The 14,159-nt window shown below is 68.3% G+C and carries 11 protein-coding genes and 1 tRNA gene; 8 read left to right on the forward strand and 4 right to left on the reverse strand.

Annotated features, from left to right (window positions below):
• From NTM_RS16070 to NTM_RS16080, 3 genes are all read right to left on the reverse strand, one after another.
• A complete protein-coding gene (locus tag NTM_RS16070) occupies positions 1–753 on the reverse strand; it encodes an enoyl-CoA hydratase (RefSeq protein ID WP_083143988.1) in 753 nt (250 codons plus the stop codon).
• Positions 754–758: 5 nt separating this feature from the next.
• Positions 759–1,535 (reverse strand): acyl-[acyl-carrier-protein] thioesterase, encoded by a 777-nt coding sequence (locus NTM_RS16075; protein WP_104863460.1) that lies wholly within the window; start codon positions 1,533–1,535, stop codon positions 759–761.
• A gap of 92 nt (positions 1,536–1,627) precedes the next feature.
• A complete protein-coding gene (locus NTM_RS16080; RefSeq protein ID WP_163766832.1) occupies positions 1,628–2,035 on the reverse strand; it encodes a nuclear transport factor 2 family protein in 408 nt (135 codons plus the stop codon).
• A gap of 92 nt (positions 2,036–2,127) precedes the next feature.
• On the opposite strand from NTM_RS16080, the gene NTM_RS16085 reads away from it, so the two are divergent.
• The 3 genes from NTM_RS16085 to NTM_RS16095 all read left to right on the forward strand — a co-directional run bounded on the left by NTM_RS16085 (position 2,128) and on the right by NTM_RS16095 (position 5,669).
• Positions 2,128–2,910, forward strand: a complete 783-nt coding sequence (locus NTM_RS16085; protein ID WP_163766833.1) for a TetR/AcrR family transcriptional regulator C-terminal domain-containing protein — start codon at positions 2,128–2,130, stop codon at positions 2,908–2,910.
• Positions 2,911–2,963: 53 nt separating this feature from the next.
• Entirely contained in the window at positions 2,964–3,824 is an 861-nt protein-coding gene (locus NTM_RS16090; protein ID WP_104863457.1) for an alpha/beta fold hydrolase, read from the forward strand.
• A gap of 177 nt (positions 3,825–4,001) precedes the next feature.
• Positions 4,002–5,669, forward strand: coding sequence for a hypothetical protein (locus tag NTM_RS16095; RefSeq protein ID WP_163766834.1), 1,668 nt, complete (start codon positions 4,002–4,004; stop codon positions 5,667–5,669).
• 8 nt (positions 5,670–5,677) lie between these two features.
• Here NTM_RS16095 and NTM_RS16100 read toward each other — a convergent pair.
• Positions 5,678–5,751: transfer RNA gene (locus tag NTM_RS16100), tRNA-Arg, on the reverse strand.
• Positions 5,752–5,848: 97 nt separating this feature from the next.
• On the opposite strand from NTM_RS16100, the gene NTM_RS16105 reads away from it, so the two are divergent.
• The 5 genes from NTM_RS16105 (at position 5,849) to NTM_RS16125 (ending at position 14,147) form a co-directional block, all read left to right on the forward strand.
• A complete protein-coding gene (locus NTM_RS16105) occupies positions 5,849–7,333 on the forward strand; it encodes a wax ester/triacylglycerol synthase family O-acyltransferase (protein WP_163766835.1) in 1,485 nt (494 codons plus the stop codon).
• Between the two features lie 26 nt (positions 7,334–7,359).
• Entirely contained in the window at positions 7,360–8,988 is a 1,629-nt protein-coding gene (locus NTM_RS16110; RefSeq protein WP_163769511.1) for an HAD-IB family hydrolase/lysophospholipid acyltransferase family protein, read from the forward strand.
• Positions 8,985–11,336, forward strand: a complete 2,352-nt coding sequence (locus NTM_RS16115) for a glycerol-3-phosphate 1-O-acyltransferase (RefSeq protein ID WP_163766836.1) — start codon at positions 8,985–8,987, stop codon at positions 11,334–11,336. Before NTM_RS16110 ends, NTM_RS16115 begins: the two co-directional genes overlap by 4 nt.
• Before the next feature lie 32 nt (positions 11,337–11,368).
• Complete coding sequence (locus NTM_RS16120) at positions 11,369–13,390, forward strand: bifunctional copper resistance protein CopD/cytochrome c oxidase assembly protein (RefSeq protein ID WP_163766837.1); 2,022 nt, start codon at positions 11,369–11,371, stop codon at positions 13,388–13,390.
• 271 nt (positions 13,391–13,661) lie between these two features.
• The gene (locus NTM_RS16125; RefSeq protein ID WP_104863452.1) at positions 13,662–14,147 is read left to right on the forward strand and encodes a single-stranded DNA-binding protein; all 486 of its coding nucleotides are present in this window, start codon (positions 13,662–13,664) and stop codon (positions 14,145–14,147) included.
• The last annotated feature ends 12 nt before the right edge of the window (positions 14,148–14,159 follow it).

The following is a 14,159-nucleotide window of genomic DNA, read 5'->3' on the forward strand; positions in this document are numbered from 1 at the left end:
TTACTTTCGCTTGGCTGCGGCCAGCCGGGCCGCGAACTCGGGCGATTCGATCGAGGTGGCCTGCGGGACGATCTCGATGTCGACCGCGAGGCGGTGCTGCTCCAGATCGTCGGTGCCCGGATGGGCGGTGGCGCGCATCGAGGCCTTCGTGGCCACCACGACGTCGCGAGGCGCACCGGCGGGCCCTGCCGCCAGTTCGCGCGCCCGGGCGACCGGGTCGTCGGCCACTTCGAGGGCGAGCCCGTGGCGGACGGCGGCCTCGGCGTCGAACCGCATCCCGAACAGCAACGCGGCGCGGGCGGCCTGGGGGCCGGTGATCCGCTGCAGCATCCAGGTCGCGCCGCCGCCGGGATGGATGCCCAGCTTCTGGAAGCGGGGGTCGAACATCGCATGGGGCCCGGCGATCCGCACGTCGGCCGCCAGCGCCAGATTGAGTCCTGCACCGACGGCGGCGCCGTTGACCGCCGCGATCGTCGGAAGGCTGCACTGTGCGACGGCCAGGAAGCCGTCGTAGATCACCCGCAGACCGTCCTCGGTCGCCGCGCCCAGTGCAGTCAGGTCGGCACCGGCGCAGAACGCCTTGCCCGCCCCGGTGACGATCACCGCGTGCACGCCCGGGTCGGCCTCGGCGGCGCTGACGGCGGCCCGCAGCGCGGCCGAGATCTCCGCGGTCACGGCGTTGCGGCGGTCGGGATCGTTGATTGTGATGACGGCGACGCGGTCGGTGACCTGCATCAGTACCAGTTCGGACACGGGGCTCAGCCTAACGACAGCGTGCACAGCACCGCCGCGGCCCGCACCTCGCCGTCGACGGTCAGCGCGATGTCGACGCGCGGAGTGTCGTCGCGGCGACGCCAGGCGATGACGACGTCCTCGCCGTACTTGATCGGCTTGCGGTATTCGACGACGGTCCGGTACGGCGCGCTGCAGAGGTCGGGGACGCGGGCGGTCACCTCGTGGATCGCGTGCCAGTACGCGGTGTTGGTGACGTGTTCGAACAGGTCGATGTCGGTGCGCCGCAGCGCAAACGGTGTCGTCTCGTCGGCGTCGGTCAGGTTGTCCAGCCACGGCCGCCATTTGAGCCGGTACTGATCGGTGGTGCTGGAGAACCGTTCGATCAGAGTGTCGGTGGCCCGCTGCGGCGTCAGGGTTTTCGCGTTGATCGCGATCCAGAACCCCTCGGTCTCGATGCGCCCGCCGTCGCTGCCGACTAGGTCGACGCGCATCGTGCACCACCGCGTCGACAGCGCCGAGCACCAGCGGCTGAACGCGATCTCATTGGGGAACCCGATCGGTTCGATCACGTCGATGACGGTGCGTTGCACGAGCCAGTGCGGGTGTGCCTCGGCCTCGCCGGCGTCGACGAGGTTCTCCGCGCCGACCTCCTGGATGTAGCGCGCGACGCCGTCGAGCCGAAGCGTCAGGTCGCAGCCGATGTCGCCGGTCGCCACCGGCCACGCGGTGCGGTACACGTAGCCGGAGTCCGGCTGCACGACCAGTCGCTGATCGAGTGGGCCGTCCGGGCTGGTGGGCATCGAGGCCAGCCTACGGGCGGAGCCCGTCCGCGAGTCTGAACTTGTCGGCGACTTTCCGGCCGGAACTCGCCGACAAGTTCAGACTCGGCGGGTCAGAACTCGCCCCAACCGCCTTGCACCATCGTCTGGAACTTCCACTCGCCACCCAATTTCACCAACAGATCGCCGTAGCGCACCTGCTGGCTGAAGTCGCCCGCGGTGATGGTGGCGTCGGTGATGACGAACACCAGGTTCTCGTTGATGAAGTGCGGGGTGCGCACCGACTCCATCGACACGTCGCCGGCGTCACCGAGCTGTTCGGTCATCTGCGCGACGAATTTGGCTCGGTCACAGGATGCGGCGTAGCCGTCGGTGACCTCGTTGAGCGGGAACATCGCCTGATCGGCCATCGCCTCGATGTCCTTGGCGACTGCCAGCGCGTCGTAGTTGGCGAACCAGGACATCACCTCCTGGACGTCGACGGCGGACGGCGTGAAGGCGGTCTGGGTGGGCAGCGACATCTTCGATCCTCTCGATCTGATCTTCGTACTATGTACGGTGTACAACGTACGGGAAACTTTGCGGCTCGGCCAGGTCCATTACGATCGGCCGGATGAGTCCGCCTTCTGTGCCGGAACGCAGCAGCGCCGGGGATCCGGTGCGCACGCTGGAGCTGCTCTGGCGCGCCTCCGGTGAGCCGCGCGTGGGCCGCGGGCCGAAACAGCGGACCAGCGTCGACTCGGTCGTGGCCGCCGGGATCGAGATCGCAGACGCCGACGGTCTGTCGGCGGTGACCATCCGTGCTGTCGCGGCGAGGCTCGGGATCGCGCCGATGGCCACCTACACCTACGTTCCGGGCAAGGCCGAACTCTTAGACCTGATGCTCGACACGGTGTACGCCCAGATGTCGCGTGCGGACCTGTCGGGGATGGGCTGGAGAGACAGGATTTCCACCATCGCCGCAGAGAATCGGGCGACGTTCGACGCGCATCCGTGGGTCGCGCAACTGGCGAGCACTCGGCCCCCGCTCGGTCCGGGGATGATCGCGAAGTACGAGCACGAACTACGTGCCTTCGACGGGCTCGGGCTCAGCGATCTCGACATGGACTCCGCGCTGACGTTCGTGCTCGGTTTCGTCACCTCGGTGGCCCGCATCACCATCGACACCCGAAATGCGCAGGCGGACAGCGGCATCAGCGACCAGACGTGGTGGGAGCGCGCGGAACCCCTGCTGGCCGAGGTGTTCGACGCCGAGAAGTTCCCGCTCGCGGCACGGGTAGGGGCGGCCGCGGGACACGCACACGACAGCGCCTACAGCGCCGATCACGCGTTCACGTTCGGTCTGGCCCGGGTGCTCGACGGCCTGCAAACCGTGATCGACCGCGCAGCGCGATGAGGTAAGCGGGCGCTGAGCGGGTACAGGGCAGAGCAGTCGAGGGAAGGACATTCATGACTGCGATCACCGCCTACCGCGGCCCGCTGCGCACCACCGATCTCTACGTCGACGACACCGGGGGACAAGGACGACCCGTCGTGCTGATCCACGGCTGGCCCCTGCACAGCGGATCCTGGGCGGCTCAGGTGGACGTGCTGCACGGTGCGGGATACCGCGTCGTCACCTATGACCGGCGCGGCTTCGGGCGCAGTGACAAACCGATGGTCGGATACACCTACGAGAGCCTGTCCGATGACCTGTCGGCGCTGCTGGAGGAACTCGACCTGCGGGACGTGACGCTGGTCGGGTACTCGATGGGCGGCGGCGAGGTCGCGGCGTACTGCGCGCGCAAAGGGGTCGAGCGCATCCGCAGTGCGGTGTTCGCGGCGTCGGTCACGCCGTTCATGTCGTCGCGCAAGGACAATCCGGACGGCCCGCTGGGCGCGACGGACGCGGCCAAGATGGCGGCGGCGCTGACGGCGAACCAGGACGCGTTCTACGAGCAATTGATGACCGACGTCTACTCCGTCGACGGGGAACTCAAGGTCGACGAGGAGCAGCGACAGCAGGCGCTGCGGATGTGCGGCGACGCGAGCAAGGTGGCGGCGCTGGCGTGTATGGCCGCGTTCGGTGGCACCGACTTCCGTGAAGACCTGCCCAAGGTCACGGTGCCGAGCCTGGTCGTACACGGCGACCGCGACACGACGGTGCCGTTCGAGGGCTCCGGAAAACGCACGCACGAGGCGCTTCCGGACAGCCGGCTGCACGTGATCGCCGGCGGACCGCACGGCATCCCCGTCACCCATGCCGACGAGTTCAACGAGGTGCTGCTGAACTTTCTCGCCGAGGACTTCACCCAGCAACAGCGGGCCTGACCGGAATTCCGGAATTTCCGGAATCGTCAGAAGTGTTGCTGGCTTTGCGCTAGATTGACCCCGACGTGGGACGTCCGCACTGCCGCGGAACGAGTCGGGGGGTTCATGGTGAATATCGCGCTGCCGCAATCAGGCACTGCTCCACGACAATTCAGTTCAGGCGCGGCATCGTCGTCGATGCGCAGGAGGCATACCTCCACCTGGCTGGCCGCGTGGGCGCTGACCATCGGTCTCGCTATGGCGTTGCTGGGCGGTGCCGCCGTGGCGGCGGCCGACACCGAATCCGGCGGCTCGACTGGCGATTCCGTCAGCGTCGGCTCCAGCGCCGCCGACGGGGCGGATCGGGCGGGTACCGACTCCGGCAGTGAGTCCGTCACCACCCACCGGCAGTCCCGCAAAGCCGCAGAGGGCACGTTGCTGCGGCAGTCGACGGCGGGCCGTGACACGGAACCGGCGGACGACGACACCGACAGCTCGGACACCGAGGTCACCGATGACACCGACGGCGCCTCCGTCGGCGCCGACGGGGACGACTCCGGCGCCCCCGACTCCGGCGAATCCGCGGAGGTGACCCCGGTCGACGAGGTCGTGGTTCCCGATCCCGAGGTGAGCGACAACGTCGTGGAGAACGACGAATCCGCGGCGCCGGTCGCCTCCGGGGGTGCGACACCGCGCGCCGGTCCGGCCACCGCGGCCCCCGACTCTCGTCAGGACAGCGGTCTCGCCGGCGCGCAGGCGCCGAACTCGTGGTGGGACACGCTGATCCGCGACCTCACCTACACCTTCTTCAACAAGGCGCCGACCCTGTCGCCGACCGACAACGTCGAGATCGCCCCGGGCGTTTTCACCGGGAAACTCAACGGCCAGAGCAACAACGGGTTGACGCTGACCTACAGCGTCAAGGAGGGGCCGAAGCTCGGCACCCTGACCATCGACCAGGAAACCGGCACCTACACCTACACCTTCGACCCCGCAGACTTCGACGAGGACACCACGGATTCGTTCGTCATCGGTGCGGACAACGGCGAGGAGGCCCGCCGGACCGGTCTGTTCGGGATCGTGCAGTTGGTCATGCACAACATCGCGATCGGCCTCGGACTTTCGCAGCGTGACACCACCGAATCCACCTTCCGCGTGACCGCGAGGAAGGTGGAAGAGGAGATCGAGGTCTCCGTCCGCGGAACGGGCTTCTACGGAAACGTGTCCAACAATAAGTACTGGGCGGAACAGAATTACGCCGACAACTGCATGCTGATGTCGATTCTGATGATTGAAAGTCAGTTCACCGGGGTGCTGCCGACCCGGGCCCTCGAAGAGGCGATCGTCGCGCAGGCGAAGGTCACGCCCAGCGTCGTCGATCCGTCCAAAATGATGTACCTCGGCGACGGCAATGAAGACGGGGTCAAGTCCGAGGACGCGGTCGCGCTGCTGCGCATCCGTGGCAATGACGCGGCGCTGAAGTACTTCCCCAACAAGGACGACGATTCCACCTTCAACGACGGCCTCGATGCACTCGATTTCGTGAGCAAATGGCTCCTGGGTGGCAACGGCGTGCTCGCCGGGGTGAACAACCAGACGATCTGGGATGCCACCGAGGACGAGGGAACCCCGGGGGCGGACCGCGTCAACGCCAACCACGGTGTGGTCGTGATCGCCGTGGACACCCACAACGGCAAGGTCTATCTCAACGATCCCGGGGTCTCCGGCGGCAAGGGCCTGGTGGTTCCTCTGGGGGCCTTCATGTGGGCGTGGCAGAGCGAGTCGTTCGAGACGATCGCGGTCGAGCGCCCGCTGACGCAGACCGGGTACGCGGCGCACAGCGATCAGCTGACCCTGGTCGCCTGACCACAAAGCGCCCCCGGCAGGAATCGAACCTGCGACCTAGGGATTAGAAGGCCCTTGCTCTATCCAACTGAGCTACGGAGGCAACGCCGGGGAAGTCTATCGCGTGGCGGGGACCGGTCTGCTCGGCAACGGCGCTTAAAGCCACTCCTGTCACAAACGCTCCGACTAGTTTGGTGCACATGAGCAACGCGCCGGACTTCGATGCGGCCGGACTGCCGGAGGAACTCAGCCCGCTCGACCAGATCCTGCATCGCGGCGAGGCCAATCCGCGCACCCGCTCGGGCATCATGACCGTCGAACTGCTCGACACCGCGCCGGACTGGGACATATTCCGGACCCGCTTCGAGCACGCCTCGCGCAAGGTGCTGCGGTTGCGGCAGAAGGTCGTCACCCCGACGCTGCCCACCGCCGCGCCCCGCTGGGTCGTCGACCCGGACTTCAACCTCGACTACCACCTGCGCCGGGTCCGCGTCCCCGAGCCCGGAACCGTGCGGCAGGTCATGGACCTCGCCGAGATCGCGGCACAGTCCCCGCTCGACATCTCCCGGCCGCTGTGGACCGCCACCCTGATCGAGGGCGTCGAGAACGGGCGGGCCGCGCTGATGGTCCACCTGAGCCACGCGGTCACCGACGGCGTCGGCGGGGTGGAGATGTTCGCCAACCTCTACGACCTCGAACGGGACCCGCCCCCGCAGCCCGTACCGCCGCTGCCGGTGCCGACCGACCTGTCGCCGAACGACCTGATGCGCAACGGGCTCAACCGGCTGCCCGGCACCATCCTCGGCGGCGTCCGCGACGCGCTCGTCGGTTCGGTCAAGGTGGCCGGCCACGTGGTCCGCGACCCGGTGACCCGGCTGGGCAGCGCCTTCGACTACGCGAGGTCGGGGGTCCGGGTGGTCGGCCCGTTCGCGACCCCGTCGCCGATCCTGCGCCGGCGCAGCCTGTCCTCGCGCAGCGAGGCCATCGACATCGAGTTCAGCGACCTGCACCGCGCCTCGAAAGCCGCGGGCGGGTCGATCAACGACGCTTATCTGGCAGGCCTGTGCGGCGCGCTGCGGCTCTACCACGAAGCCATGGGGGTGCCGGTCGACACACTGCCGATGGCCGTCCCGGTGAACCTGCGCTCGGAGGCCGACCCGGCCGGCGGGAACCGCTTCGCCGGGGTCAACCTCGCTGCGCCGATCGGCCTGTCCGACCCCGAGGTCAGGATCAAGGAGATCCGCGCGCAGATGACCAGCAAGCGCGAAGAACGTGCGATCGATCTGGTCGGCGCGATCGCGCCCGTGGTCAGCCTGCTGCCCGACCCCGTACTGGAAACCATGGCCGGGTCCATCGTCAACGCCGACGTGCAGGCCAGCAACGTCCCCGTCTACGCCGGGGACACCTTCATCGCCGGTGCGAAAGTGTTGCGGCAGTACGGCATCGGGCCGCTGCCCGGCGTCGCGATGATGGTGGTGCTGGTGTCGCGGTCGGGCTACTGCACCATCACCGCCCGCTACGACCGTGCCTCCATCACCGACCAGGACCTGTTCGCGCGCTGCCTGCTCGCAGGATTCGACGAGGTCCTGGCCCTCGGCGGCGACGGGCGGGTCGTCCCCGCGACATTCAGCGTCCCCGAGACACCTTCTACCACCGCCGAACCGAACAGGAGTGGCCCGCAGTGACACCCGATTTGTCGGCGAACCAACAGATGCGCCTTCCCGGCTCGGTCGCCGAGATCCAGGCCAGCCCCGAGGGGCCGGAGATCGGCGCGTTCTTCGATCTCGACGGCACCCTGGTGGCCGGCTTCACCGGCGTCGTGATGACCCAGGACCGGTTGCGGCGCAGGCAGATGTCGGTCGGTGAGTTCATCGGCATGGTGCAGGCCGGCCTCAACCATCAGCTCGGGCGATCCGAGTTCGAGGACCTGATCGGCAAGGGGGCGCGGATGCTGCGCGGCAATTCGGTCGCCGACATCGACGAACTCGCCGAGCGGTTGTTCGTCCAGAAGATCGTCGGCCGGATCTACCCGGAGATGCGCGAGATCGTGCGGGCGCACATGGCACGCGGCCACACCGTCGTGCTCAGCTCGTCGGCGCTGACCGTCCAGGTCGAGCCCGTCGCCCGCTTCCTGGGCATCGGCAACGTGCTGAGCAACAAATTCGAGACCGACGAGGACGGGCTGATCACCGGAGAGGTGACGCGACCGATCATCTGGGGACCCGGAAAGGCCCGCGCGGTACAGGAATTCGCCGCTGCCAACGGTGTCGACCTGTCGAGGAGCTACTTCTACGCCGACGGTGACGAGGACGTCGCGCTGATGTACCTCGTCGGCAATCCGCGGCCCACCAACCCCGAGGGCAAGATGGCCGCTGTCGCGGCCAAGCGCGGTTGGCCGATCCTGAGGTTCAGCAGCCGCAGCGGTTCCAGCCCGGCCTCGCAGGTGCGCACCGCCCTCGGCATCGCATCGATGGTGCCGATCGCGGCAGGCGCACTCGGCGTCGGCATTCTGACCCGCAACAAGCGCACCGGCGTGAACTTCTTCACGTCGATGTTCGGGCGCACGCTCCTGGACACCGTGGGGATCAACCTGAACGTGCTCGGGGAGGAGAACCTCACCGCGCAGCGCCCGGCGGTGTTCCTGTTCAACCACCGCAACCAGGCCGACCCGCTGATCGCCGGGCGGCTGGTGAAGGACAACTTCACCTCGGTGGGCAAGAAGGAACTGGAGAACGACCCGATCGTCGGCACCATCGGCAAGATCCTGGATGCGGCCTTCATCGACCGAGAAGACACGACGAAGGCCGTCGAGGGGCTGAAGAAGGTCGAAGAGCTTGCCCGTAAAGGGCTTTCGATCCTGATCGCGCCGGAGGGCACCCGGCTCGACACCACCGAGGTCGGCGAGTTCAAGAAGGGGCCGTTCCGGATCGCGATGTCGGTCGGCATCCCGATCGTGCCGATCGTCATCCGCAACGCCGAGGTGATCGCCGCCCGCGACTCCAGCACCTTCAACCCCGGCACCGTCGACGTCGTCGTCTACCCGCCGATTCCGGTCGACGACTGGACCCAGGAGAACCTGCCGGAACGCATCGAGGAGGTCCGGCAGCTCTACCTCGACACGCTCAAGGACTGGCCGCACGACGAGCTGACATTGCCGCACCTGTACAGACGGTCGGTGTCGGCGAAGAAGACAAGCGCGAGAAAGGCTCCCGCGAAGAAGAAGGCACCGGCCAAGGCCACGCCCGCCAAGGCGACCAAGGCCACGCCCGCCAAAGCCGCCGGGCCTGCCAAGGCGACCAAGGCCGCCAAGCCCGCCGGGGACGACAAGGACGGGTCGTGAAGTTCCGCGCCGACGAGATCGCGGCGTATTCGGCGGTGGGCGACACCCTGGTGCTGGCGTCGGTGTCGTCGCCCGCCGAGGAAGCGCTGCTCGCCGACTGGCTCGCGGCGCAGCGCACCGCCCATCCCGAGTCGAAGATCGAAGTCCTCAAACTGCCCGCCGACGACGATCCGCCCCCGGCGGTGCTGGCACAACTCGTCGAACTGCTCCAAGCCGACGACGACCGTTCGGTCGTCCCGGTCCGGGTGTTCTGGGTGCCGGGCGGTCTGCCCACCCGGTCCAAGGTGGTCGCGCTGCTCTCCGGCCGCGACACCTACTGCCCGCCCAAGGCCATTCAGCACAGCATCCTCAAACGAGACCCGTCGCGGGCGCGTGTCGTCGCGGGCGAACCCGCGAAGGTGTCCGAGCTGCATGAACGGTGGAAGGACACCACCGTCGCCGAAAACCCCAGGGAATTCGCCCGATTCGTGCTCCGCCGGGCGATCCTGGCCATCGAGCGCGTCGAACTGCGTCTACTGGGTCCTGAGTACAAATCCCCTCAGCTGATCAAGCCGGAGGTGCTGTCCTCGTCGCGGTTCCGCGAAGGCCTGGAGAAGATCCCGAACGCCACTGTCGAGCAGGCCGGCGAGATGCTCGACGAACTCTCCACCGGGTGGAGCAGGTTCTCGGTCGACCTGATCCCGTCGTTGGGGCGGGCCATCTTCAGCCGAGGTTTCGACCCCAACATCGACTACGACCGCGCCGAGATCGAATCGATGCGCCAGGCTTTGGAGACGCATCCGGCGGTGCTGCTGTTCTCGCACCGGTCCTACCTCGACGGGGTCATCGTGCCCGTCGCGATGCAGGAGAACCGGCTGCCGCCGGTGCACACCTTCGCCGGGATCAACCTGTCGTTCGGTTTCATGGGCCCGCTGATGCGCCGCTCCGGCGTGATCTTCCTGCGCCGCACACTCGACGACCCGCTGTACAAGTTCGTACTGCGCCAGTTCGTCGGCTACATCGTCGAGAAGCGGTTCAACCTGTCCTGGGCGATCGAGGGCACCCGGTCGCGGACCGGAAAGATGTTGCCGCCCAAGCTCGGTCTGCTCGCCTACGTCGCCGACGCCTACCTGGACGGACGCAGCGACGACATCCTGCTGCAGCCGGTGTCGATCAGCTTCGACCAGCTGCACGAGACGGCCGAGTACGCGCGGTATGCCCGCGGCGGGGAGAAGACGCCCGAGGGCCTCTCCTGGCTGGTGAACTACATCAAGGCGCAGGGCGAACGCAACTACGGCAAGATCTACGTCCGTTTCCCCGAGGCCGTGTCGATGCGCGAATACCTCGGCGAACCGCACGGTCCGATGAGCACCGACGACGCCGCCAAACGCCTCGCGATGCAGAAGATGGCGTTCGCGGTGGCCTGGCGGATTCTGCAGGTCACCCCGGTCAACGCGACCGCCCTGGTGTCGGCGCTGCTGCTGAGCACCCGTGGCATCGCGCTGACCCTCGACCAGTTGCACCACACCCTGCAGGACTCGCTGGACTACCTTGAGCGCAAACAGGTTCCGATGACCAACAGCGCGCTACGGCTACGCACCCCGGACGGCGTGCAGGCCGCGCTCGACGCGTTGTCGGGCGGGCATCCGGTCACCCGCACCGACAGCGGCCGCGTCCCGGTGTGGAACATCGCGCCAGAAGACGAGCTGCAGGCCGCGTTCTACCGCAACTCGCTGATCGACGCGTTCCTGGAGACCTCACTGGTCGAGTTGGCCCTGGCTTATGCCGCGCGCACCGAGACCGACCGGCTCGACGCGTTCTGGGCCCAGGTGATGCGCCTGCGGGATCTGCTCAAGTTCGAGTTCTACTTCGCCGACTCGGCCGCCTACCGCGAGCACGTGGCCGAGGAGATGTCGTGGCATCCCGACTGGGAGGGCGCCGTCGAGGAGGGCGGTGAGCGCATCGACGCGCTGCTGGCCGAGAAACGCCCCGCGATCGCCGGGCCGCTGCTGCGGCCGTTCTTCGAGGCCTACCAGATCGTCGCCGACGCGCTGATCGACGCACCCGCCGAGATCTCGGAGAAGGATCTGACCGCCAAGGCGCTCGGGCTCGGCAGACAGTACCTGGCGCAGGGCCGGGTGCAGAGCACGGAATCGGTGTCGGCGCTGCTGTTCACGACGGCCCGTCAGGTGGCCGCGGACCAGCATCTGCTCGAACCCGCCGCCGACCTGGCCGATCGGCGGCGAGCTTTCCGCACCGAGCTGCGCGGCATCCTCAAGGACATGAACACCGTCGACCGCTGCGCCCGTAGGCAGTTCTTCGCGCGCGAGCGCAGCCGGCGGCAACTGCGCAACGACCCTGTGTCGTAGATCGCCTTCGCCGAGGTCATACGCTGGGGTGTATGGCTGCCGAGACCTCTGCCGCACCCGTCGGCGCCGCGCGCCGCGCACCGGTGTGGGCCGTGCTGTACGGCGTCGCGGTCCTCGCCGGTGTGACCGCCGCCGCGCTCGCGGCGCTCTCACTCGCCGACGCGCTGACGGCGACAGGTCTCCCCGATCCCGGACCGGTGACCACCTACGGGTTGCCGTTCGTCCGCGCGGCGGGGGAGATCGCCGCGGTGACCGCGACCGGCGGGTTCCTGCTCGCGGCGTTCCTGGTCCCGCCGCAGCAGAACCAGGTCCTCGACGCCGGCGGCTACCGGTCACTGCGGATGGCCACCGCGGCGTCCGGGATCTGGGCGGTGTGCGCGCTGCTGATGGTGCCGCTGACGGTCTCGGACGTCAGCGGTCAACCGTTGTCGTCGCGGCTGAGCTTCGCCGACATCTGGGCGGTGGCCGATCTGATCGAGATCGCCGGCGCGTGGCGGTGGACCGCGCTGCTCGCGGTGCTGGTGACGGTGCTGAGCATCCCCGTGCTGCGCTGGTCCTGGACCCCCGTGCTGTTCGCCGGGTCGCTGGTGACGTTGCTGCCGCTGGTGCTGACCGGGCATTCGTCCTCCGGCGGCGCGCACGACATCGCCACCAACAGCCTGTTGTTCCACCTGATCGCCGGCGCGATCTGGGCGGGCGGCCTGCTCGCCTTACTGGCGCACGCGCTGCGCGGCGGTGAGCACGCCGCACTGGCCGCGCGCCGATTCTCGGCGGTCGCGCTGTGGTGCTTCGGCGCGATGGCGATCAGCGGCCTGATCAACGCGCTGGTCCGAGTCCGGCTGTCGGATCTGCTGACCACCACCTACGGGGCGCTGGTGTTGGCCAAGGCCGCCGCGCTCATCGCGCTGGGTGTCCTCGGGTGGCAACAGCGGCGTCGGGGAGTGGCAGCACTGCAGGCCGATCCCGAGGCCCGCGGCGCGCTGATCCGCCTCGCGCTCGTCGAGGCGGTGATCTTCGGTCTGACGTTCGGAATCGCGGTCGCCCTCGGCCGCACGCCTCCGCCGGCGCCGGTGAATCCGAACCTGTCCATCCTCGAAGTCGAGATCGGCTACGACCTGGCCGGCCCGCCGACGCTGGCACGCCTGCTCTTCGACTGGCGTTTCGACCTGGTGTTCGGGACCGCGGCGATAGTGTTCGCCATCGTCTACCTGGCCGGCGTACGCCGGTTGCGGCGCCGCGGCGACGCCTGGCCGACCGGGCGGGTGGTGGCCTGGCTGCTGGGCTGCCTGGTGCTGCTGCTGGCGACGTCGTCGGGGTTCGGGCGCTACATGCCCGCGATGTTCAGCATCCACATGATCGCGCACATGATGCTGTCGATGCTGGCGCCGATCCTGCTGGTGCTCGGCGCCCCGGTGACCCTGGCGCTGCGGGCACTGCCGACGGCGGGGCGCAACGCCCCGCCGGGGCCACGGGAGTGGCTGCTGGCGGCGCTGCACTCGCGGTACTCACGGTTCGTCACCAACCCGTTCGTCGCGACCGCGCTGTTCGTCGTCGGGTTCTACGGCCTGTACTTCAGCGGACTGTTCGACGCGGCGGCGGGCAGCCACGCCGCCCACGTCGCGATGAATTTGCACTTCCTGCTCAGCGGCTACCTGTTCTATTGGGTCGTCATCGGCATCGACCCGACGCCGCGGCCGATACCGCACCTGGCCAAACTCGGGATGGTGTTCGCGTCGCTGCCGCTGCACGCGTTCTTCGGTGTGGTGCTGATGGGAACCCAGTCGGTGCTGGCCGAGAGCTTCTACCGGTCGCTGCAGCTGCCGTGGAACACCGACCTGCTGGCCGATCAGCGCGTCGGTGGCGGGATCGCCTGGGCGGCCGGCGAGGTACCGCTGGTGGTGGTGCTGATCGCGTTGTTCGTGCAGTGGCGCCGCACCGACGAACGGACCGCCAAGCGCCTCGATCGCGCCGCCGAGCGCGACGACGACGCCGACCTGGCCGCCTACAACAACATGCTGGCCGAACTGGCACGCCGGGAGCGCGAACGCGGCTGAGCCCGTCATATTTTCAGCTGTTCAGATATTCAGGTGTTGTGCTACGGTGGCACTACGGGCCGGCCTCGCAACCCCGATGCAGCACATCGACGCGATGGCCGGCCCGCGCCGTCGGGTGACGTTGCTCCCCAGATCCGATTTCATCCCCAGCCCGGGGTTCCTCCGTGTGTGATCGGCCGTTTCGTGTCGGCGCCGAAGCGCTCAATGGCGGTGTCATCACGGGCCCGGTGCAGTGCCGGGCCCGTCGCCGAAAATCGAGGAAGGCACCGCCATGTTCGAGACACCCATCACCATCGTCGGCAACATCGTCACCGCACCGGACCGCCGCTGGGTAGGGGACCAGGAGCTGATCAAGTTCCGGGTCGCCAGCAACTCCCGCCGGCGCACCGCCGACGGCACCTGGGAGCCCGGGAACTCGCTGTACGCGACCGTGAACTGCTGGGGAAACCTGATCACCGGCGTCGGCGCCGGGCTCGGTAAGGGGGATCCGGTGATCGTCGTCGGATACGTCTACACCAGCGAGTACGAGGATCGTGACGGCAACCGGCGCTCGTCTCTGGAGATCCGCGCCACCTCGGTCGGGCCGGACCTGGCCCGCTGCATCGTGCGGATCGAGAGTCGCAGGCACCCGCGTCCGGCGGTGGCCGATGCCCCGTCCGATGCGCAGTCCGACTCCGGGGCCCAGGAAGCCGCGGCCGAGGGGTCCGGCGCCGGGACGGGTGACCCCGGCGAGGCGTCGCTGCCGCTGAGTGCGTAGCGGCCACCGCCT

Source organism: Mycolicibacterium parafortuitum (assembly GCF_010725485.1).
GTDB lineage: Bacteria > Actinomycetota > Actinomycetes > Mycobacteriales > Mycobacteriaceae > Mycobacterium.